We start from the raw sequence: 22,191 nt of genomic DNA on the forward strand, positions 1-22,191 counted from the left end.
AATTTAAATTTATATATCTTTGTAGACTCTTTGGAGTAATTTCAATCGTATCTATTGTAAATTCGATTTCTGGAAACATTATTATTCAAAATACTCCACTTATAATAAAAACTATAAAAAATATAGCTTTTTATGGAGATTATCAGGAAATGAGAAAATATCCTGCTATAAAAGAAGGAGAACGTGTGATTTTGCACGAAAACGGAGTAATATCAGTTGCAAGTAAGATAAACAATGAGATTATAATAGAAGTAAGAAAAATTGAGTAACAAGCTATTTTTGTATACTTAAAATTATTCTGAGCGAATTAAATTTTTTATAAAATAAAGTAGATGTTGACTGTGTTATTTGCTAACTTAAATAATTAAAGATAATCTTTAATATGAAAAGAGAAATGGAAGGTTGTTATCTAATATAGTCTAGAGGGATAGGAAGTCCTGTCGAAAATAATAATCTAAAGCCAAATTTTAACAAAATATGTAATTCCTCACCGTGTAAGCTTTTTAAGGGAAGGATTGTGAAACAAAATAAAATATATGAGTATGATATTGCACTCTCATTTGCTGGAGAAAATAGAGAGTATGTAGAAGAGGTTGCTATTTTTCTTAAAAACTTTGGTGTAAAAGTATTTTATGATGATTTTAAACAAGATGAAATTTGGGGGAAAAACTTATTTGAATACCTTCAAGATATTTATCAAAATAAGGCTAAATACACAATAGTTTTTATTTCCGAGCAATATAAAAATAAAAAGTGGACCAGGCATGAGTATCGATCTGTTCAAGTAAGAGCACTAAACGAAATAGAACAAGAATACATACTTCCTGTTAAATTTGATAATACAGAATTGCCTGGCCTTAATGAAAATTTGGCATATATAAGCACCAAAAACAAAACACCAAAAGACATAGCTGATTTTTTTATTAAAAAAATTGGATTAATTTTTAATCAAAGATGGTGGGGCAAATGGGAGCGAAATAGTATTGCGCTTAGCAATACAGGCTCTTTACTTATAAAAGACGTAAAACAAAATGGTTTTATTTTTGATTTAACGGTTCAAAATGGAGCATATTTGGGTATATTGGAAAATGAATATGCCAAATTTATATCAAAAAACGAAGCTGTATTTGAAGAAGGCGAAAGTAAAATTAAATTTGTGAAAATAAAAGATGGAATTCAAATAGAGCCGATAAACTGTCAAAATTTGTGTGGCAGAGGTGCATATTTTGACGGTATTTATGAATTTCAAAAGGATATTTTTACATTTTATGATGACATCATAGATGATTTTGTTTTATCAAAAATATATGCATTAATCACTAAAGATGAAAAACATGATTTAGAAAATTATAGTCCAGAATCCAAATGGGAAGATTTTCTAAAATGCTTTGGCAGTAGCAGTGCATACATTGATAATCTTGATGACTTTAAAGCAACCATAATTGACGCATTTGTTCCAGGATTTTATAGTGACTATGCTGCGATTTTAATGATAGATGATAATAAAGAAATTTGGGGTGCCTACTCTGATGCAGAAAAAGTATACTATTTTACAACAGAACAAAGATACAAAAATAAAATTCCAAAAACCATAGAAAATTGGGCAAGTCGTTTCAAGACAACTGATATAATTTATTTGGATTAAAAGGAATTTGAGGTTCATAGCAACAAAATTTAACTACTTTTTGCTATTTTTTGCATGATACTCGCGGACGTTTTCTGCGGGCATGCCGCAGGTGATGTCTTGGGTAGTAGTGCTGTTTTTTGGTTAAGCGCTCGCGGCATATTTTAATAAATAAATTTAGCCTTGCAAATTTGACTCAAATTTTAATCAAATTCGTAAATTTTTGGTCATCAAAGCCAAAAACCAAATTTGACACCGGCGGGCCGAGCTAAATTTTACCTTTTCTTATTTTCGCTTTTTTGCGCGTTTAACGCCTCAAATTTCTGCTTTAAAATTTTAAAAACTTCGTGCTTTGAGAGCTCATATTTGTCGTATATCCACGGCGTCATCGTCGCCGGTAGGCTGCATGAGGCCGTATGCTAGCTCGCGGTCTAGCCCGTCTTTTTTAAATTTAACGTTTAAAACGCTAATTTTACGGACCGCGCAAATGCCCGTTTGCTTTATAAATTTGCCTCCTTGCAAAGCAGGCCGGTTAATGAGCAAAACCGGCCGAATTTGATCTAAAAAGGTAAGACTACTCCTCCGCCTGCGGTTTGTTTAACTACGTTATCTTCGCGTCCGCCCGCGTCGGTGCCGACCTTTGGCGAGCCGATATTAGAGCCTTGGACTAGGCGGCAGATATCGCCGGCCTTAGCGCTGCCTGAGACTAGCTTTAGATAGCTCATCTTAGGCGTCACGCGCGTAACCTCGGCCTTAGCGGTCATGGTCTCTTCTTTTCCGACGACTTCTTTGGTGTACGGGTCGATTACCGTTTGACCTAGAGAATACACCTCATAAACGTCTCCTTGCTTTAAATTTTGCGCGATAAGTATCTCATCGCCGGAGACGCTAGAGATTTTTAGCGGGTAGATGCTGGCTATGATTTCATCGGTTACGGCTTTTGCTATGTCTTGGACGGCCAGGGCGTAGGCATGGTCGCCTTTGACGCTAAAACTAGCGGCTATATCGTTTGAAAATTTAACCTGCCTAGTCGCCATAGCTAGCACTCTGTAGTGGATACGCGCGCTAGCCTTTTTGCCGCTTGCCTTGCCCGTAGTTATGGTGCTTGCCTTGCCTTCGCTAAGGCTAAATTCCTCCAAATCAAAAACCAAGAGATAATCCGCGCCTAGCACGTTTCCTAGCTTCAAAAGCTCTTCTTTTTCGGCATTGCCGCTGCTAAGTACGGCTTTTTCTCGGTAATACGCATCGCCGTTTTCCCTATCTAAAACCGTAAATTTACGCGTCTTGGTTATCGCCGTTACCAAAGAGCGAGTTATGTCGTCCGCGACTCTGATACTGCTTTTGTATTCGCCGTTTACCTCAAACGAAAAATCCGATACGTAGCCCGGCATAACCGCTAGCCTGCGGCGATTATTCGGATCAAGGCCGGGGGTTTTATATTTTTTTGAGACGCTGGTTTTTTTGATCTCTACGGCAACATTATAGCCGTCCGGAGTTCTTACGTTTTTTAAAACCTCATACGAGTCGAATCTCCCACCGGTTTGCTTTGAAATTTGATCGCTATAAATTTTTTCAAAATCCCTATCTTTACCGTCTTGGATCGAACTTGTCAGCATAAAAGTACTAGCGCTTAGCTTCACGCCGTTCATCCTACCGACGGCATCGGCTAGAGCTTTACTTAAAGCCTCATCGTAGCTAGCCCCGTAACCTTCGCCGTTAGCGGTGCTTACATTGGTTTTCGTTATAACTTCGGCATTTAGCAAAGATACGAAAAGAGTAAAAGCAAAAATTATCTTTTTCATGATCGCCGCCTAAAAATCGTCTACGCTTAGATTATTGCTTTTCTTGACTCCAGGAGTCGCTTTTTTATTACTTTTTTTCTCGTTAGTTTGAGTTTTTGGGTTAAATTTTTCATTTGCCGCCTCAATACTATCTCTTGAGTAATATCTAATTACGCCTACGACCTCGTAGTCATCTTTATCCACGCTCCAACTTCTTACGTCTTCGATGCCGCGTAAATTCATAGACGATGAACTACTAAATTCCTGCGACATCTCTTTTATGATGGCATTTGTTTTTTTCTTTTCCGGCGCATTATAGTTCGTAATGTCGTTTTCTCTCGCAGCCTTCATCATAGCTTGTACGGTTTTTTGCTGTACCTTAGTGTCTTTGATAAAGGCATTGACGTTAGAATTTAAAAAATTAGACATAAATTTATCCGCCATACCTCGAGCTCTTTCGCTACTTTCCTTTCGGTAGTCTGCGTTCATCCCTTCTTCTTTAATAAAAGAATCCATACCGTAAGCTAATAAACTAGGGCGGCAGTTTTCGTTGTAGAAATATTTCAATCCAAAGGTGCTTAAAAGCTCTTCGTCGCTAAGCGCATCGGCTACGTCCGTAGGATCTTTACATTGCTCTTTATTTTCCGTCTTTTTAGATTGTCTGCCTTGTTTTAAATCCCTTGCTAATTGGATGGATTTTTCCGTAGTGTAGGCTAATACGCCTATTTCGATTTCGCCGTTATCTTTAGTAACGATAAAATTTGCATACGGCACAAGACCTTCTATGCTATCAAAACCGCTTTTAATAAAGCCGTCTGAATAAGCTTTGTTAAATATATCTTTAGTTACTTCGACCTCTAGCCTTTTTTTCTCCGCTTCCGGCTTATCTTGTACGGCTTTAGAGATTATACCGAATACTATGCCAAACACTCCGTCCATGTCTTGTTCGGCTTGCATTTGGGTTAATCTTTCGTCCGATTCCTTTTTTAACTCATCTTGCAAAATCGTATCCGGTACGGTTTTATTATAGTAGCTATAAGCTTCTTTAACGGCGACACTGCCGGCCTTTGACAACGCGACCTGAGCTTTTAGCTCTAAAATAGCTTGATTATAAGCGCTAGTTAGATAATCATAATACTGCGGATCGTCGGTTCCTACGTCTATAGACGCCGTTTGTTTGTAGACGGTTGCTTTTATGCCGTTTTTCTTGGCTTTTTGCTTTAGTTCTTTTTCGGCATCGTTTAGTAGCTTTTGCATATTTTCTTTTTTAGGTTTTTGTGCGTCGTTTACCGTTTGGGGTATCTTTTGATCATCTATGCTTTCTAGTTGTTCGCTTTGTTCATTTGCTTCTTGCGCATAACTTAAATTTAACGTCAAAGCCGCAGCTACCGCCAAACTTAAAAATTTGATATTCATATTTTTCCTTTAGTTACCAGCTTACGCTTTTGTTCGAACCGATTTTATTTATATTTATCTCGTCTTCCCAGAATGCTAGACCGGTTTGCAACTGAGTCAAAGTAAGCTGAAAATAATACTCCACTAGCTGTTTATTGTCCGTGGTTTTTATATTTCGCTGTATTATCTTGCCAGATAAGCTCATATCAGGAGCCAATAGAGTGCCTTTTTTAGCGATCGTATTTTGGGCAAATTCGTCGTTTTCCCTAAGTTCTCTTACGTCGTGAGACATCGTATCCTCTGCCCCTCCGGCGGCGACTGCGGTAGTTATTACGGCTTTACCGCTTTTTAGCATAGCGATGCGGATTTTTTTGGTTAGTAAAGCCGTATCGATGCGCTGGGTCGTATCGTTTATGACCTTGCCCATAGCTACGACGTAACGTCCGCCGCCGGGTCTTTCTAGAGATCCGCTAGATAGCAGGCTTTCCACGGCGTCGCTTGCGGCCTTTTCAAAGTCGGTATGATCTATACCCATCGTTATAGGCTCGGCGTCTTTTACTTTAGAGCCGTTTTGCATATAGCCGCTTGTAGCGCATCCGCTAAATATCGCAGCTATGACGGCTACGGAAAATAAAGTCTTTTTCATTATTTACTCCTTAGTTTTTAAATTCGTATCTATTTATGGTCTTGATATCTTTATCGTCGCTATCAGGGGTCGTTATGCGTAGCTTATAATTAACTGCTTTATCGCTAGGCGAAACGGCTCTAACGTTAAAATCCCTTTTGCTCTGCACGACTACTCTTTTCCATTTTGTAGTTATGTTTGTGATTAAAAAGCCGTCTTTATCAAACCAATCTACCTTATAAAGCAGGTCTTTGTTAAAAGACGATTCGTTTTTAAACCTAGCCTCGACCTCCATCATACCGCCGTTAGTGAAGCGGTCGTTTAGGCTTTGCAGCGATAAAAAGCTATTTACCGAGCTGTCCTCGATATCTAGGTGCGGGCTTGCTTTAGGTTCTTTTGATGAGCAGCCTATGAGCAATAAGCTAAGCGCAAAAAGCGCAAATTTTTTCATTTTATTTCCTTTCATAGTAAATTTCGTTTAGGCTAATATTGCCAGGCGTTAGAGATTTTATATAGATAATAGCATTTAGTCCCTCTTTTAAGGTTATATTTTTAACCGGCTTTGCGTCGTTTGTTACTATTTGTAAAATTTGCCCTTTATTCTCGACCCTTAGGCTTTGAAAGTCGCGCGGCAGAGTACTCCAGTATCTGACGTCTGATTTATTGGTAATTGCAGAATATAAACCGGCCGCTATCGTTCCTATATCTCCGGCTGCTTCTCTAGCTCCGTAGCTAAGCGCCGCTTTGGTTATCGCCCTTGCTATGGTTCTGGTTACGCGAACGGGCATTTGGTCTTTAAATTCGGTTCTTACCACGGCGTCCATATCGGCTATCTGGATGGTAGGCTCGCCGTTTACTTTTATAAATTCATACGAACTAGCGCTTTGATCCAGCGTCGGCAAGGCTATGCCTACGTGAGGCACGTGCATGGTGGCTATAAAAAGCGGTATGTCGTATCTGAGCTCTTTTCTAGCGATAGTTTGGCCGTTTTCGTATATGACCCAAACGTATTTAGAGAGATTTTTATGTCCGTTTTTAGAAAAGTAGCTATCTATAAGCGCCATATCTTTTCTAACCTGCGGATTTTTACTATCCATCAGCAGGGTTTCTTTTAGTAAATCTCGCGATTTTTCGTAATTGCCGTCCATAAAGAAAAATATACCGGCTAAATACGAAGTAAACGGATTTATAAAATTAGGCAAGGCTCTAAAATCGCCTATCGAACTCTCGTATGAGGATAGTATCGCCGAAATTTGCGAGTCGTTTTGAGATTTTTGATCGTTTTGCTCTACTTTGGCGTCTTTTTCCAGCTCGTCTTTAGCCTTTTGCAGCTGCTTGGCATACATATCTTTAGCTCGCCTTTGTCTATCTATGGCTCTGTTTAGCTCCACTCTGGCGCTATCGTAATCTTTCATAGACATAAAGTCTAACGATTTATAAATATTGGTCATAACGCGCTCATAATAATACCCCTCGTAATCAAGCGTATTTTCATTTACTAAAGCCGAACCTATCTCGGCTCCTACCGCAGATAGCGCGCCTTTTTCGTCTATATCTTCTTTATATTTTGACTCGGCTACGTCAAAATAATAAACGCTAGCGTTAAAGTCTCCGCACTGTCTAAGCAGTGCGCCTGCTTGATTTGCCGAAAGTACGGCGTCGTCGCTTTTTGCGATCTTATTTTTTTGCTCCGTTACGTCGCAAACTCCGTCGGCAAATTTTTTAGAATAAGCCGCGATGCCGTCTTGATGGCCGGTTACCGCCGCACAGCCTACAAACGATACGAAAATAATACAGGCCATAACGCATCTTTTGATAAATAGACGTTTAAAACCCCTCATCTTGTCCCCCTAGATTTAGATTTCGGTAATACTTGCATAATATTACATCAAGTAATATTAAATGAATATTAAGCAAAATCGCAAAATCTTTAAAACATTAATCTTGCGTAGAAATTAAAATAAAGATTTAATATAATAAAAGCAAATCCCCTCGCTCGTTATGAAAAATTTTTGCCGATTTTAGAGGCATAAATTTGCGTCCTAGCTTTGTTTTTCGAATTTCTGCTTTAAAATTTTAAAAATCTCATTCTTTGAAAGCTCGTATTTGTCGTATATCACGGCGTCATCATCGCCGGTAGGCTGCATGAGGCCGTATGCTAGCTTGCGGTCCAGTCCGCCTTTTTTAAATTTAACGTTTAAAACGTCTATTTTGCGCTTGGCGTCTATCTCGCGGATGCTGATTTGCTTGATATCTTTAAAGTAAAATTTGGCGCTTTTACCGCCTTTTTGTATGAAAAATCCGTCGTCTTCAATACGCAAAAAACTAACTTGAAATATCTTTTTTACGCAAAAAACCGCGCAGATCACGGCAACGGCCATCGTAAAAATGCCCGTGCCGCCCAAGGCGTAGTAAAAATATCCCGCAAAACCCGCGCAAAATAGCGCAATAGCCAAAAATAATGCGCTTGCTGCGCCTTTTTTATTTTCTTTTACCGTCATCTTTGCTCCTTTTTTGCAAATTATACCAAACGGCGGTGTAAATACGGATATTAAAGTGCTAATCGCAAAGATAAATTTACCGCCTAAAAAGCGTTATCCGCGGTTAAATTTTATATCGGCGTTAAAATCGACGTAATTTTTGCTATAATAAACGTGAATTAAATAAAAAATGACCCGGCAACGCGGCTAATTTGCTTTGCGCGGGTAAATTTAAGGACATAAATGCAAGAAAACACGGTTTTTGGCGGCGAGTATTCTCGCAGAGATATTTTTTTAGTTATGACGCTGGTTTATATATTTGGCGTGATATGCAGGTATTATTGGGTCGTTTGGACGTTAGGCATGGATGAGTTTTGGCTTAACGGTGTGCCGCTGCTAACTACTAACGACGCGTTTGCCAACGCAGAGGGCGCGCGTGATATGTTAGCGGGTTTTCATCAAAAAGGCGACCTTAGTCCGTACGGCGCTTCCATCCCGACGCTAACGTTTTTAATAAGCAATATTTTATCCTCTAACGTAGATACTGTTGCATTTTATTCGAGTATATTTTTATCTCCTTTGCTAGCGGTGCCTGTCATCTTAATATCAAGAGAATACAAAATGCTAAGCGTAGGCGTCGTGGCGTCTTTGCTAGCCGTTTCGGCGCCGGGGTATTATATCAGGACTATGGGCGGATATTTTGATAGCGATATGCTAAACATAACCCTGCCTGCGCTAACGGTTTGGTCTTTAATCAAACTCGTAAAAAGCCGCTCTAACAAAGATATATTTTTACCGGCCGTTTTTACCGCGCTTTATTCTTGGTGGTACGTTAGCTCGTATTCGTTAAATTTAAGCCTTTTGGTTACGTTTTTATTATATACGCTAGTAGCAGATAGGCGAAACGACGTAAACTATAAAGCTGCTATACTGATGGCGGTCGCTCTTATTAGATTTGATTATCGCAGTGAAGGCGAAATGATCTTTAATTACGTTTTAGCCCTAAAAGTCGTTTTTATAGCGGCGTTATATTTTTTTATGGCGAAAGCTTCCGCCTCTTTAGGCAAAAAGGCCGTTATCGGTGCGGGATTGTTCGTAGCGATTTTATTTGTGAGCTTTGGCGGATTTGAGCCGGTTTTATACGTGCTTGATGTTTATATAAATAAAAACGTAGGAGGAAATTTAGAGACGCTTTATTTTTATAGCACCAGAAAGACCGTCATCGAGGTGGCTAACATATCTTTTAACACCTTTGCGATATATGCGACCGGAAACGTTATTACCTTTATAGTTTCTATGGCAGGGCTTGTTTTGCTGGTTATTAAATTTCGCTCCTTTATCCTAGCTCTTCCTATGGCGGCGCTCGGGCTTTTATCGTTTGTCGGAGGGGTTAGGTTTGCTATGTATATTACGCCCGTTACCGCGCTGGGTTTTGCTTATTTCATATATTTTACATTTGAGTATTTCGGTATCAGAAGATGGCTTAAAAACGCTATGACCGTTTTGCTAGCTTGCTTAGCCTTGACGCCTAATGTCGATTTTATATATAGATTTCTCGTTCCGCCTACGCTTTTTAAGAGTTCTATCGCACCTTTAGTACAGCTAAAAGATAAGGTTAGTAGAGAGGATTATGCCGTATCTTGGTGGGATTTTGGATATTTGATTAGATATTATGCCGACGTCAAAGTCGTCTCAGACCCCGGTAGTAGACAGATAGGCGAATACGCTTTTTTATCGGCCTTTATGCTAAACGAAAATCAAACCGCCTCAGCTAACATGGCAAGACTAAGCGTAGAATACATCGAAAAAAGTCTAGATGAAAAGCCCGGTTCGTTATTGTTAAGAGCGGAAAAAGACTACGGCGAAAAAGATATAAATAAATTTTTAAAATCTCTAAACGACGAAAATTTTAAGCTTCCTAAAAAAACGAGAGACGTTTATTATTACTTCGTGCCCGAGATAATAGACATGCTGCCCGCTATCTTAAAATTTACCTCCATAAATATCGCTACGGGCGAGGAGCGGCTGGATAGAACGGTACACATCGGCTATCAGTTTACTATAGAAGCTGACGGCAAGCTAGACCTAGGCGGCGGCTGGACGTTGCCCGGCATAGACAGTCCGTATCTGCTACATAACGGCAAAGAGGTAAAAATAAACTCCCACCATCATATAGCTAGAGGTGCGGACGGCAGCCTCGTAAAAAACGATAAAAAGCTGGACGAAAGCGCGGATATCCATGTTTTATTTTTGGCCGATTACGAGAGGATTTTGATTTTAGATCAAAAAGCTTACGATTCGGCCTTCGTGCAGATGTTTTTGCTGGATAATCACGATAAAAATCTATTTGAGCAGGTTTATCTGGGCAATAAAGCAAAAATTTATAAACTACTTAAATAAACAAAGCCAGGTTTAGCCTAGTAGTCTCGGCGGCTAGCGAGGCTAAATTTAGCTCTTGCTAAGAATTCGGTAGCGATTATTTAAGCGGCCTGGTTTTATTGCTCGGCGTAAATTAATCCAGCCGACTTTTGCGCCGCATTATCGTAATATCGAATTTGCCTTAAATTTTGGCGCGTTTTTAAGATATTTGCTTAAATTTGAGTAGTTTTGTGTTTTAGGGATAAATTCGGCGCAAACGGGCTTAGCCTGCCTATATCTGCGCCGAATTTGAGGATTATTTTATTTTAGCTTCCAGCGAGATTTCTACGTCCGGATAGCTTTTGCCTCCGTGAAACGCCTTGGCTGCGGTTGCAAATTTAGCAAAAGTCTCGTCTAGTTTTAGATCGGCTAAAAGATCGACGCCGATTTTAGCTTTTAGCGTGCCGCCCTCGACCGTATACTGCGTTTTGTAGGTTTTGCTATTTCCTTTTACGCTTACTTCGACTTCTATTTCGCCGGCCTTATCGTCGCCGCTAGCCGATACGATTTTAGCTGCGATTGCGTTGCCGTCGAAGATTATGCCGATACGTTTATCGCGGTCGGGAAGCTTTGTATTTATATTTTTTGGATCAATGTTAAATTCAAAGCTCTTTAAAAAATCCGCGAAATTAGCATTTTCCGCGCTTTTAAAGCCTAGTTCTTTAAACGTGCCTTCGACGCCTGTTTTATTTGCCAACTTATAGCCGACAAATTTTACGTTAGGCTCGCCCTCTACGCTAAAAGCAAATGCCGAAGCCGCAAATAAAGAGGCGATTAACGCGCCAGAAACGATTTTTCTCATCCGTTCTCCTTAAGATTAAGATTAATAACTGATATCATTAAGTCAGCAATTATATAATCTAAAACTTCAAACGAAGCTTAAAGCTACTATTTTTGCCCGCTTTCGTTTCGGCGTGACTAGGCAATACAAATTTACCTAGGCTAGGCGCCTAGAACGAGCGATTTATTGGAGTCGTTTTTTGAAAGATACGGTAAAAACGGCGAATTTTATGCTTTATAGCAAGCTTGAAGTGCGGCTTACGGCGCGCGGCGCGAAATTTAGCAAGAAAATTTAGTAAACCCGAGCTGTGAAGCAAGATGCGGCCCAGGCGCTGGAAAACGTCTGCCGCCCCCTTGATATAAACGCGCTAAAACATGGTGTCAAAGACGTAGAGGCGATGCTCGCGCTTTTTACAAAGAGGGTTTCGTAAACGAGACGATAAACTCGCAGATTACGTTATTTGCGTTTTAAATTTTTAAAATTTAATGGCGAATTTAAGCTTCGCGTAAGCAGCGCAAATAGCCTACAAAGTGCAAGCTAAAAGGCGCGCAAACATCATACGGGCGTTTTTTGCGGATACGTCGTTTGCCGTTCATTCCCAAATTCCCATTTTCTCTTTTTTAAATCTTGCTACCATATCCTCATTTCCACATCGTTCGCTAATGCAAACCCACTCTTTGATATTCTTGGTTAGCCACTCGTTTTCTACTGCGTATCTACACATAAATAGACCCAAATTTGATAAATCGTTTTCATCGCCTTTTGCGTAAAAAGTGTTTTTATCAATCCTAATCAAATTACACCGCTGGGCAAGCTTGTCTAAATATTCGTATATTACGTCTAGCTTATACTTTTTCTCTCGTAAAACCTTATCTTCGTCTATCACTATTTTCGTGCCTAGTAACGGGTAAGCCATATTTTTCCTTTTTATTTCGATTAAATTTGCCGTTTGTCCCAAGCCGAATTTAAAAGCAAAGGTGGTTAAATTTAGCTTCGCAAACGAGCAGGCCGGGCGCTAGCCTGCCGCAATCAGCCAAAAACCTTTTTTAAATGCGCTTCGTAATCCCTCGTAAAACGCTTGATGTCGGGATTTTTAATGACGTCGTTGCACATAAAAGTAGGCAGCCTTTTCGTGCCTAAAAACTCGTTGGCTTTATGGAAATGCAAATAAACGCCGTCCACGCCTACGCCCTCGAAAAAATCCCCCGGCTTGTCAAACGCCTGAAGCGGCGCATTCCACGTGACGCTTAGCATATGTGATTTGCCCTTTATCAGGCCGCCGGTGCCGTATCCGTCGTTTGGACTCGCGCTGTGCCGTCCGTCGTTTGCCACTATCTTGCCCATGCCGCTCATAAACACCTCGTCGATATATTTTTTAACGACCCAAGGCTCGCCCATCCACCACGCGGGCATCTGCCAGATCACGGCATCCATCCATAGAAATTTCTCTACCTCGCCCTCTAGGTCGTAGCCCTCATGTATCGTAGTTTCGCGCGTTTCGTGCCCTAGGGCTTCCAGCGTATTTTTGGCTAGCTCGTGCAAGGTTTTGCTTAGCTTGCCGCCATTGCCGTTAAACGGCGCTCCGCCGTTGATAAGTAGTATTTTCATCTTTTATCCTTTTGATTAAATTTATTCGTTAGCGGCTTACCGCATCTAAATTTAAATTCTGCCTTGCGCCTTATATGCGAACGCAAGCGTAAATTTTACAAAGCGCTTATTGCTAAATTTTACTTTCGCGCCGCAGTTTAGCGTCCTAAAATTTCAAATTTATCGCCGTGCACCGCGATCGCTTCAGCGTTATTTATCGGCGTCAAATTTAGCTTGCTGCCGTAAATTTTTAAAATTTCGCCGCTATGTGCTTTTGTCAAATTTACACGCAGCAAAAATCAACAAATACCTAAAATGCTACAAATTTTCATTTCCCACGCGATAAGCCCCACTCTTGCTAGCTTAAATTTACCCCAGCGCCACGTAATCAGCGGGCAACGGCGTGATAACGCTGATAAAGATAAAATCCTCCTTGCCGGTGTTTTTCATGCCGTGGCACTCGCCCTTAGCCGAGATCACCACATCGCCCTTTTTGACCGAGACTTGCCTGTATTTAGCGGGTCGCTCACTCTTAAAATTTACCTGCTCGCCGTTATCCAAAAGTCCGCCCGCCGTCTTTTCGGCCTCGCTCGTACCCTCTTTGCTAAGATAAAACACGCCCTCGCCTTGCAAGCACACCCACACGTCGTCGCTTTTAGTGTGTGCGTGCACCGCGACTTCTTGGCCGGCTCGCACGACCCAGACTGCGCAGCTAGTGGCGTCCGTCTCGCAAAATATCGTTTTTCTCGCCTTTTCTCCGCTCTTTGCGACCTCGCTTACGTGATAAATTCGCTTTTTCATTTTTGCTCCTTTTTCGTTCATTTTAGCCGCGCAGAGTGAATACGGCGTGAAATTTAAGTGGATTTGAGCTAAAATCAAAGCCAAAATTTAGCGCAAAAAGGAAAAACGATGCAAGAAAATCCAAAAAAAATGTGGTCGGGTAGGTTTAGCGGTGAGAGTAGCGAGCTTTTGGAGGAGTTTAACGCCTCGATCGGCTTTGATAGGGCGCTTTGGCAGGAGGACATCGCGGGCAGCAAGGCGCACGCAAGAATGCTCGGCGCCTGCGGGATTTTAAAGCCTGAGGAGAGCGAAAAGATCGTCGCGGGGCTTGACGCCGTGTTTGAGGAGATAAAAAGCGGTAAATTTGAGTTTAAAACCGCCGACGAGGACATTCATATGGCGGTCGAAAAGCGCCTAAGCGAGCTCATCGGAAGCGATCTTGGCGGCAGGCTACACACCGCGCGCAGCAGAAACGATCAGGTCGCGCTTGATTTTCGCCTCTACGTGCTTAAAAGCGGTGTCGAGATCTCCGAAAAAATCCGCGAGCTAGTCGCTGCGCTACGAGATATCGCTAGCAAGCACGCGGACACGCTGATGCCAGGCTACACGCACCTTCAGCACGCCCAGCCCGTGAGCCTTGCCTATCATCTGCTAGCTTACGCGTTTATGTTTCGCCGCGACTACGAGCGCTTTACTAGCTCGCGCGAGCGAAATAACCTCTCTCCGCTGGGCTCCGCCGCGCTTGCCGGCACGCCGCATCCGATAAATCGCGAGCTAGTCGCGCGAGAGCTTGGGTTTGCGGGAGTAACGCCAAATGCGATGGATAGCGTCAGCGACCGCGACTTCGCGCTGGAGATTTTGTTTAACGTAAGCGTGCTGATGACGCATGCGTCACGCCTGTGCGAGGAGCTCATCTTGTGGAGCTCGCAGGAGTTTGGATTCATCACGATCAGCGACGCGTACAGCACGGGCAGCTCGATCATGCCGCAGAAGAAAAACCCCGACGTCGCCGAACTCATCCGCGGCAAAACGGGGCGCGTAAACGGCAATCTCGTCGCGCTGCTAACGGTAATGAAGGGCTTGCCGCTAGCATACAACAAGGATATGCAAGAGGACAAGGAGGGCGTTTTTGACAGCGTTTCCACCGCTCTTGCGAGCCTTGGAATTTTAAAACAGATGCTAAAAACGGCTAAATTTAACGAGCAAAATATGCTCGCGATGACGAAGCGCGGGCATCTCACGGCAACCGATCTGGCTGATTATCTAGTGCGGGAGAAAAGCGTGCCGTTTCGCAAGGCGCACTTCATCACGGGCAAGGCCGTGGCGTATGCGGAAAATTTGGGACTGGATTTGAGCGAGCTAAACGCGCAGCAGCTTGCTAGCGTGGATGAAAGCTTGGACACGGGCGCGGTTAAATTTCTTGATCTAAACGCTTCTAAGGAGGCGCGCAAGTCGCAAGGAGGCACGGCAAATGAGAGCGTAGCAGCGCAGATTGAAATTTTAGACGAGTGGCTGAAAGATAAATAAATTTTAAAATTTATCGCCAAAAGGCGAAAATTTAATTATAATTATAGAAAAATTTAAGGAGGAAAGGATGTTTGGAAGCGGCTATAAAAAAGAGCTAGAGAGCAAAAATGCGGCTCTATCGCAGGAAAACGAAAGTCTAAAAGCGCAGATAAAGCAACTGCAAAGCGAGCTGGAAGCCGCAAAATCAAGTGCGACGAGCGAGCATAACGAGCCAAAAACCAACGAAAATGCTACGAAACTTCTGCTGACTAGCTACGCCGACGGTATAAATTTCTTGCAAGGTACGATGGAAGAAAACCTAAAAATGCTCGAAAATATAAACGAGCTAAATAATCTAACGTTTACTAAGACCGGTGAACTGCGCGAACAGACGAGCTTTATCGTTAGTTCGATGGAAAACGTCCAACAAATGAGCGGCGACCTGCAAAACGATGCCTCGTCGCTAAATAACAGCGTGATGTCGATCGTGGAGATTATAAATTTGATCAAGGATATCTCCGATCAGACGAATTTGCTAGCCCTAAACGCAGCTATCGAAGCCGCGCGCGCGGGCGAACACGGACGCGGATTTGCCGTGGTGGCCGATGAGGTGCGAAAGCTCGCCGAACGCACGCAAAAAGCCACTCTCGAAGTCGAGGTGAATATAAACGGACTTAAACAAAGCTCAAATACGATGATAGGAATGAGCGAGAATTTTTCTCAAATTTCGGGCGACGTGATGCGCGTTTTGAGCGATTTTCAAGGCACTATCGCAAGCGTAAACGAAAATACGCAAAATATCTTAAATCAAACATTAAATTTAACTAACGAAGTTAACGTCAGTAACGGCAAGATCGATCATATAAATATGAAACTAAACGGTTATAGAGCCGCGCTTCACGGTGAATTTGAAAGCATACCTGAAAATGGGCGTTGTAGATTCGGTAAGTGGTTTAATGAAAAAGTCAAAAATATCGTAAAAGATGCAAAAACGGTACAAGATATCTCACGCGATCACGAAAACGTACATAGCGGACTCGAAAAGGCGATCAAAATTTTCGCAGATGGCAGCAAGGATAACGCCGCCGGAGTGGAAATCCTAAAAGACGTGGAAAACTCGAGCAAAGTTGGCTTTGAAACGCTTTTAGAAGCGGTTAGAGCGGCTAGGAAATAATATTATTTGACCGCTCGACTTAGCAGAAGCGGCGGTCTTTTTGGATATTTAGCGAGCTTGTCGTGCTTGCGGCCGGCTCGCTAAGTAAAATTTACGCTCGAGTTTTGAGCGTAAATTTGAAATTTAAAACGTACTTTGCGGATCGGTTGCGGTGTCTACCCAGCCAAGCTTTGCTCCAGCTAGTAGGTGAAAGTGTAGATGCATAACCTCTTGACCGCCGTTTTCGCCGCAGTTTGTGACTAGGCGATATCCGCTCTTATCTACGCCCATTAGCACCGCGACCTCTTGGATAAATTTCGTCATCTCGCCCATCAGCGCCCCGTCCATCTCCTGGAAATTTTCAAAGTGTTTTTTCGGGATGATCAAAATATGAATCGGAGCCTTTGGATTTATGTCGTTAAAAGCTAGAAATTTGTCGTTTTCCAGCACTTTGTTGCAAGGTATTTCGCCCGCTACGATTTTTTCAAATATCGTCATGATTTTCTCCTGGTTAAAATTTGGCTTAATTATAACAAGTAAAAGCTAAAATTTCCCGCCTTTTAGGCAGATTTTATCAAATTTTGACTACAATCTATCCTAAAATTCAGTAAAGGTAAAAACTTGCAAGAGTATAGAGAAAGTATCGCAAAATGCGGAAATTTGGCGGATTTAGACAAGATTCGCGTCGCGCTACTGGGCAAAAAAGGCGCGATCACGTCGGAGTTTGCTAAGCTTAAGGACATGGACGAAGCGGCCAAGAAGGAATTTGCGGCAAATTTAAACAAGCTAAGAGACGAATTTGAATCGCTTTTAGCGGCTAAAAAAACCGAGCTTGAAAGCGGCGAGATAAAAGCCAAGATGAAGGCTGAGGCTATCGACATCACGCTGTTTAACGAGCCAAGCGGCGCAGGCGCGCTGCATCCCGTGATGGCTACGATGGATAAGATCATTGAGTACTTTATGATGCAAAATTTCTCGCTCGAGACTGGGCCGCTCATAGAGGATGATTTCCACAACTTCGAGGCGCTAAATTTGCCTAAATATCACCCTGCACGCGATATGCAAGATACGTTTTATTTTAAGGATTTTAGACTCCTTCGCACGCACACTAGCCCAGTACAGGTGCGCACGATGATGAGCAAAAAGCCTCCGATTCGCATGATAGCGCCTGGAACGGTGTTTCGCCGCGATATGGATCTAACGCACACGCCGATGTTTCATCAGGTAGAAGGCCTCGTGGTCGAGGAGGGCGGCGCGGTGAGCTTTGCGAATTTAAAATCAATGCTTGAAAATTTCTTAAAATACATGTTCGGCGACGTTAAAGTGCGCTTTCGCCCTAGCTTTTTCCCGTTTACGGAGCCTAGCGCGGAGGTCGATATCAGCTGTATTTTCTGCCACGGCGACGGATGCCGCGTATGCAAGCAAACGGGCTGGCTCGAGGTACTAGGATGCGGCGTGGTCGATCCAAACGTCTTTAAAGCAGTCGGCTACAAAAACGTAAGTGGATACGCATTTGGACTGGGAGTCGAGAGATTTGCGATGCTGCTTCATCAAATTCCTGATTTGCGCTCGCTTTTCGAGGGAGATTTAAGATTATTGGAGCAGTTTAAATGATAATTTCAAGAAATTGGCTAAACGAATGGCTAGATATCTCGGGCATAACGAGCGAAACTCTACTAAAGACGCTAAATTCGATCGGGCTAGAGGTTGATAGCTTTAAAGAGATCAGGGTACCTAAAAATATCGTCGTAGGCTACGTAAAAAGTAAGATAAAACACGAAAACGCCGAGAAACTAAGCGTTTGCCAGGTGGACGTGGGCGGCGAGACGCTACAAATCGTCTGCGGCGCGAAAAACGTCGAGGCCGGACAGTTCGTACCTGTGGCGCTATCAGGCGCCGTTATGCCAAGCGGACTAGAGATAAAGAGGGCAAAACTACGCGGCGTCGAGTCAAACGGTATGATTTGCTCATCGGTAGAGCTAGGCCTCGTAAAAACAAACGACGGTATAATGCCGCTGGATGAAAGTATCGGCGAGCTAAAACTGGGTAAAGAAATTTGCGAATATCCGCTACTAAACGACGATATCATCGAGATCGAGCTAACGCCAAACCGCGGCGACTGCCTAAGCGTCTACGGCGTAGCGAGAGATCTATCGGCCGCGCTTGACCTGCCGCTAAAAGACGCCGCCAGATACGAAGAGGGCGAAAATTTGCTCGGTATCGGGCGTATCTTAGCCATCCACGCCGAAGAAAATTTACAAAGCAGCTTTCAGTACCGCGCTTTTGAGATAAAAGAGTATTTCGACGAAAATTTGCTGATGAAGATCCGCTTGGCGCTGATCGAGTCCGACAAACAAAACCGCATCGAGCGCCTGCTAGACTATGCTACGCACTCTACTGGCGTTCTTTTTAGTGCGTATGATTACGCCAAGCTCAAAAAAGACGACGAGCGCGCTATTTTTGACCTGCAAAAGGGCGCAAATTTAGCGACTGAAATTTTAGCCGGCGGCGAGCTTTTGGGCGTTGGCGGCGTGTATCAGACGGATGCGGCCAGACTTGACGAAAACAGCAAACTAATCATAGTTGAGACTAGCTATACCGATCCTCAAGTTATCGCGACTACGGTTTACGAAGACAAGCAAATGCCGCGCCAAGCGCAAGCTTACCGCTCATTAAGAGGTAGCGAGCCAAACGTCGGCTTTGGCGCTGATTTTTTATTTAAGCAGCTAGTCGCGTTAAAATCGGTCGCGCTTTATGCGGGCTCTCAGCAAAGCGTGATGACGCGAGAGCCGAAGGTTGTGAGCTTTACGATGAGCGAAATGCAAAAAATGATCGGTCAAGAAGTCGCGCAAAACGATGTCGTGAGGATACTTAAAAAGCTTGGATTTAGCCTAACTTTTAACGCCGAAAAAGAGGGCGCGAATGCCAAAGTTCCGTTATTTCGCCACGATATCGTAAATGCGCAGGACGTCTGCGAGGAGATCGTGCGAATGGTCGGTATCGATAATATCGCCTCAAAGCCGCTAAATTTCAGCGAAGCTAACCGTATAAACGATACTTTTGTAGGCTACAAAAATGCGCTAAATTTGCGTAAAAAAGCCGCTGCAGCCGGATTTTTCGAGAGCGTGCATTATGTATTTGACGACGCGAGCGAGCTAGCGGCGCTCGGTTTTGCGCCTTGCAAGGCCGAGATAGCCAACCCGATAAATAGCGAGCTAAACACGCTAAGGCCGACGCTTGCAAATCACTTGCTAAAATCGGCCGAGCGAAACGTAAAAAATCAGCGAAAATCGGTCAAAATTTTCGAATTCGGTAGCGTATTTAGCCAGAGCGGAGAACAAAGCGAGAGATTTGGCTTCGTAGCTAGCGGACTAGCAAAAGAACCTAGCCTGCTAAACGGCGCAAAGCCTGCCGATATCGACTTTTTAGGCTTTGCTACGGCGGTTAGAAACGCGATCGGCGAATTTGAGCTAAAAGCGTGCGACGACGTAAAATATCTAAGCGAATTTGAACAAGCGAAAATCTATCAAAACGGCGTTTGCGTGGGTTATATCGGTCGCGTGGACGTGCGAGTCGAGGCGATGCGCGACCTGCCGCGAACCTATCTTTGCGAGATAGAGTTTGAAAAGCTTAAATTTGACGGCGCAGTCGTCAAAGCCTACTCAAAATTCCCTGCTATCAGCAGAGACCTAAGCCTAATCGTGCCTAAAACCATGAAATTTGAAGCGATAAAAGAGTGCATAAACGCGCTAAAAATCGAGTGTCTAAAAGAATTTGCGCCGGTTGATATATATTCAGACGATAAGCTCGGAGGCGACGTGAGCCTCAGCGTCAAATTTAACTTCCAAGATATACAAAAAACGCTTGAAGACGAGGAAGTGGCGGCGATAATGGATAAAATTTTGGACGCTTTAAAGCAAAATTTAAATATCGGACTAAGATGAAAGTTTACGCATTAAGAACGCCGATAAGCGCGAGCCTGGAAAACATCGCGGCCGATAAATCTATCTCGCATAGATGCGCGATATTTTCGCTTTTAAGCGATAGGTCAAGCCGCGTGAAAAACTATCTAAAGGCCGAAGATACGCTAAATACGCTAGAAATCGTAAAAAATTTGGGCGCGCGTATCGAGGAAAAAGAGGGCGAGCTAATCATAACTCCGAGCGCAAATTTAAAAGAGCCTAGCGTTGTTTTAGAGTGCGGAAACTCGGGCACGGCTATGAGGCTTTTTATGGGCTTTTTGGCTGCTAGCGAGGGTTTTTTCGTGCTAAGCGGGGATGAGTTTTTAAACCGTCGTCCGATGGCGCGCGTAGCTAAACCACTAATTAGCGTCGGCGCTAAGATAGACGGTGCAAACGGCGGAGATCACGCACCTTTGGCTATCCGAGGCAAGAAGCTGGAGTATTTTAAATTTGACAGTAAAATCGCCTCTGCGCAGGTAAAATCGGCGCTGATTTTAGCAGGACTAAAGTCAAACGGCTGCGAGCTTAGCGAACCTGAGCTTAGTCGCGATCACACCGAGCGCATGCTAAAAGGTATGGGTGCGAGTTTGCAAATTTTGCCCCGCGGCGTCAAGGTTGAACCGATGAACGCGCCGCTAAAACCGCTTGAAATTTGCGTTCCAAACGATCCTAGCTCGGCCTTTTTCTTTGCCGTAGCCGCAGCGATAATCCCAAATTCTCATATCGTGCTAAAAAATATGCTACTAAATAAAACGCGCGTGGAGGCCTTTAAAATTTTAGCCAAAATGGGCGCGCAAGTAACGTTTAAAGAGACTTCCGGCACATACGAAAGCATCGGCGAGATCGAGATAAAGTACGCGCCGCTAAAGGCCGTGGACGTGAACGAAAATATCTCGTGGCTGATCGATGAGGTGCCGGCTCTTGCTATAGCGTTTGCAAGTGCAGAGGGCATAAGTAGCGTGAGAAACGCGAAAGAGCTTCGCGTAAAAGAGAGCGACCGTATCGCGATCATGGTACAAGGCTTGCGAAAATGCGGGCTTGAAGTCGAAGAATTTGAAGACGGCTTTAACGTAAAAGGCGGCGAGGCAAACTGCGCTATCATCGACAGTAACGGCGATCACCGTATTGCGATGAGCTTTGCGGTGCTTGGGTTAAAATGCGGAATGGTTATAGAAAAGAGCGAATTTATCGCGACTTCGTTCCCGAATTTTAGCGGGATTTTAAGACAACTTGGAGCTAGCGTTGAAGATTGAGCTTGCTAGCAGTTATGGCTTTTGTTTTGGCGTAAAGCGCGCTATAAAAATCGCCGAAAATGCCAAAGATGCCGTAACTATCGGTCCCATCATCCATAACAACGACGAGATAAACCGCCTAAATAAAAATTTTAATGTTAAAACGCTTGAGGGAATAAGCGAAATCGACGGCGAAAAAAAGGCGATAATCCGTACGCACGGCATTACAAAAGGCGACCTGGCCGAGCTAAAAAAAAGCGATATAAAAGTGATTGATGCTACATGCCCGTTTGTGACCAAACCGCAGCAAATTTGCGAAAAAATGAGCAAAGAGGGCTACGATATCGTGATATTCGGCGATGAAAATCACCCAGAGATAAAGGGGGTGAAATCCTATGCCGTCGGCAAGGTATTCGTCGTGCTAGAAGAAGGCGAGCTAGAGGGCATAAAGCTAGCGCAAAAAGTAGCTGTCATCAGTCAAACGACGCGCAAGGTAGAAAAATTTATGCAAATCGTAAATTATTTGATGCTACGCGTAAAAGAAGTGCGAGTTTTTAACACGATTTGCAACGCTACTTTCGAAAATCAAGAAGCGGTTAAAAACTTAGCTGCCAGAGCCGATGTGATGGTTGTAGTAGGCGGCAAAAACAGCTCAAATACAAAGCAGCTTTATCTCATCTCAAAAAGCGCCTGCGAGGATAGCTATCTAGTAGAAAACGAATCCGAGCTCGAAAAAGCGTGGTTTGAGGGTAAGAATCTTTGCGGCATAAGCGCGGGAGCCTCTACACCCGATTGGATCATACAAAAAGTAGTCGATAGGCTCGAAGGGTTTAAAATTTAGCAAATTCGTATCGTTTTTAAATAAAA

The 22,191-nt window shown here is 43.2% G+C and carries 22 protein-coding genes; 10 read left to right on the plus strand and 12 right to left on the minus strand.

Features of this window, described 5'->3' with window-relative positions:
• Together QZ157_RS01750 and QZ157_RS01755 are read left to right on the plus strand one after the other, a co-directional pair.
• Window positions 1–269: hypothetical protein (locus QZ157_RS01750; protein ID WP_295141008.1), on the plus strand; the 269-nt coding region annotated here is incomplete at its 5' end.
• 248 nt (window positions 270–517) lie between these two features.
• The gene (locus QZ157_RS01755) at window positions 518–1,645 is read left to right on the plus strand and encodes a TIR domain-containing protein (protein ID WP_295141010.1); all 1,128 of its coding nucleotides are present in this window, start codon (window positions 518–520) and stop codon (window positions 1,643–1,645) included.
• A gap of 539 nt (window positions 1,646–2,184) precedes the next feature.
• Here the strand turns inward: QZ157_RS01755 and QZ157_RS01760 are convergent.
• From QZ157_RS01760 to QZ157_RS01785, 6 genes are all read right to left on the minus strand, one after another.
• The gene (locus QZ157_RS01760; protein ID WP_295141013.1) at window positions 2,185–3,426 is read right to left on the minus strand and encodes a CsgG/HfaB family protein; all 1,242 of its coding nucleotides are present in this window, start codon (window positions 3,424–3,426) and stop codon (window positions 2,185–2,187) included.
• A gap of 9 nt (window positions 3,427–3,435) precedes the next feature.
• Complete coding sequence (locus QZ157_RS01765; protein WP_295141016.1) at window positions 3,436–4,821, minus strand: hypothetical protein; 1,386 nt, start codon at window positions 4,819–4,821, stop codon at window positions 3,436–3,438.
• 13 nt (window positions 4,822–4,834) lie between these two features.
• Window positions 4,835–5,446, minus strand: coding sequence for a penicillin-binding protein activator LpoB (gene lpoB, locus QZ157_RS01770; protein ID WP_295141019.1), 612 nt, complete (start codon window positions 5,444–5,446; stop codon window positions 4,835–4,837).
• A 10-nt stretch (window positions 5,447–5,456) separates the two neighbouring features.
• Window positions 5,457–5,876 carry a YcfL family protein gene (locus tag QZ157_RS01775; RefSeq protein WP_295141022.1) on the minus strand — a complete coding sequence of 140 codons (420 nt, stop codon included), beginning with the start codon at window positions 5,874–5,876 and terminating at the stop codon, window positions 5,457–5,459.
• Between the two features lies 1 nt (window position 5,877).
• A complete protein-coding gene (locus tag QZ157_RS01780) occupies window positions 5,878–7,266 on the minus strand; it encodes a hypothetical protein (RefSeq protein ID WP_295141025.1) in 1,389 nt (462 codons plus the stop codon).
• Between the two features lie 201 nt (window positions 7,267–7,467).
• A complete protein-coding gene (locus QZ157_RS01785) occupies window positions 7,468–7,926 on the minus strand; it encodes a molybdate transport repressor (protein ID WP_295141028.1) in 459 nt (152 codons plus the stop codon).
• A 222-nt stretch (window positions 7,927–8,148) separates the two neighbouring features.
• On the opposite strand from QZ157_RS01785, the gene QZ157_RS01790 reads away from it, so the two are divergent.
• Window positions 8,149–10,305, plus strand: coding sequence for an STT3 domain-containing protein (locus QZ157_RS01790; RefSeq protein WP_295141031.1), 2,157 nt, complete (start codon window positions 8,149–8,151; stop codon window positions 10,303–10,305).
• 274 nt (window positions 10,306–10,579) lie between these two features.
• Here the strand turns inward: QZ157_RS01790 and QZ157_RS01795 are convergent, their stop codons facing one another.
• Complete coding sequence (locus QZ157_RS01795; protein ID WP_295141034.1) at window positions 10,580–11,125, minus strand: YceI family protein; 546 nt, start codon at window positions 11,123–11,125, stop codon at window positions 10,580–10,582.
• A 286-nt stretch (window positions 11,126–11,411) separates the two neighbouring features.
• On the opposite strand from QZ157_RS01795, the gene QZ157_RS01800 reads away from it, so the two are divergent.
• The gene (locus tag QZ157_RS01800; protein ID WP_295141036.1) at window positions 11,412–11,534 is read left to right on the plus strand and encodes a hypothetical protein; all 123 of its coding nucleotides are present in this window, start codon (window positions 11,412–11,414) and stop codon (window positions 11,532–11,534) included.
• A 162-nt stretch (window positions 11,535–11,696) separates the two neighbouring features.
• Here QZ157_RS01800 and QZ157_RS01805 read toward each other — a convergent pair whose 3' ends face one another.
• From QZ157_RS01805 to QZ157_RS01820, 4 genes are all read right to left on the minus strand, one after another.
• A complete protein-coding gene (locus tag QZ157_RS01805; RefSeq protein WP_295141039.1) occupies window positions 11,697–12,020 on the minus strand; it encodes a hypothetical protein in 324 nt (107 codons plus the stop codon).
• Between the two features lie 113 nt (window positions 12,021–12,133).
• Complete coding sequence (locus tag QZ157_RS01810) at window positions 12,134–12,712, minus strand: NAD(P)H-dependent oxidoreductase (RefSeq protein WP_295141043.1); 579 nt, start codon at window positions 12,710–12,712, stop codon at window positions 12,134–12,136.
• 137 nt (window positions 12,713–12,849) lie between these two features.
• Window positions 12,850–12,972 carry a hypothetical protein gene (locus tag QZ157_RS01815; RefSeq protein WP_277418951.1) on the minus strand — a complete coding sequence of 41 codons (123 nt, stop codon included), beginning with the start codon at window positions 12,970–12,972 and terminating at the stop codon, window positions 12,850–12,852.
• Window positions 12,973–13,060: 88 nt separating this feature from the next.
• Window positions 13,061–13,492 (minus strand): cupin domain-containing protein, encoded by a 432-nt coding sequence (locus QZ157_RS01820; RefSeq protein ID WP_122874257.1) that lies wholly within the window; start codon window positions 13,490–13,492, stop codon window positions 13,061–13,063.
• Between the two features lie 108 nt (window positions 13,493–13,600).
• On the opposite strand from QZ157_RS01820, the gene argH reads away from it, so the two are divergent.
• A complete protein-coding gene (argH, locus tag QZ157_RS01825) occupies window positions 13,601–14,998 on the plus strand; it encodes an argininosuccinate lyase (protein WP_295141052.1) in 1,398 nt (465 codons plus the stop codon).
• Window positions 14,999–15,065: 67 nt separating this feature from the next.
• Window positions 15,066–16,151, plus strand: a complete 1,086-nt coding sequence (locus QZ157_RS01830; protein WP_295141055.1) for a methyl-accepting chemotaxis protein — start codon at window positions 15,066–15,068, stop codon at window positions 16,149–16,151.
• 123 nt (window positions 16,152–16,274) lie between these two features.
• Here the strand turns inward: QZ157_RS01830 and QZ157_RS01835 are convergent, their stop codons facing one another.
• Window positions 16,275–16,628, minus strand: coding sequence for a histidine triad nucleotide-binding protein (locus QZ157_RS01835; protein WP_009493554.1), 354 nt, complete (start codon window positions 16,626–16,628; stop codon window positions 16,275–16,277).
• A gap of 123 nt (window positions 16,629–16,751) precedes the next feature.
• Here QZ157_RS01835 and pheS point away from each other — a divergent pair, with 123 nt between their 5' ends.
• Genes pheS through QZ157_RS01855 form a run of 4 tightly spaced genes read left to right on the plus strand, consistent with a single transcriptional unit; the run spans window position 16,752 to window position 22,165 of the window.
• Window positions 16,752–17,744: a phenylalanine--tRNA ligase subunit alpha gene (gene pheS / locus QZ157_RS01840; protein ID WP_295141060.1), complete on the plus strand. Its 993-nt coding sequence runs from the start codon at window positions 16,752–16,754 to the stop codon at window positions 17,742–17,744.
• Complete coding sequence (gene pheT, locus QZ157_RS01845; RefSeq protein WP_295141063.1) at window positions 17,741–20,074, plus strand: phenylalanine--tRNA ligase subunit beta; 2,334 nt, start codon at window positions 17,741–17,743, stop codon at window positions 20,072–20,074. The genes pheS and pheT overlap by 4 nt, the downstream gene beginning before the upstream one ends.
• The gene (aroA, locus tag QZ157_RS01850; protein WP_295141067.1) at window positions 20,071–21,345 is read left to right on the plus strand and encodes a 3-phosphoshikimate 1-carboxyvinyltransferase; all 1,275 of its coding nucleotides are present in this window, start codon (window positions 20,071–20,073) and stop codon (window positions 21,343–21,345) included. Before pheT ends, aroA begins: the two co-directional genes overlap by 4 nt.
• A complete protein-coding gene (locus tag QZ157_RS01855) occupies window positions 21,335–22,165 on the plus strand; it encodes a 4-hydroxy-3-methylbut-2-enyl diphosphate reductase (RefSeq protein ID WP_295141069.1) in 831 nt (276 codons plus the stop codon). The genes aroA and QZ157_RS01855 overlap by 11 nt, the downstream gene beginning before the upstream one ends.
• Window positions 22,166–22,191: the final 26 nt, after the last annotated feature.

The organism is uncultured Campylobacter sp., assembly GCF_905372745.1.
Lineage (GTDB): Bacteria > Campylobacterota > Campylobacteria > Campylobacterales > Campylobacteraceae > Campylobacter_A.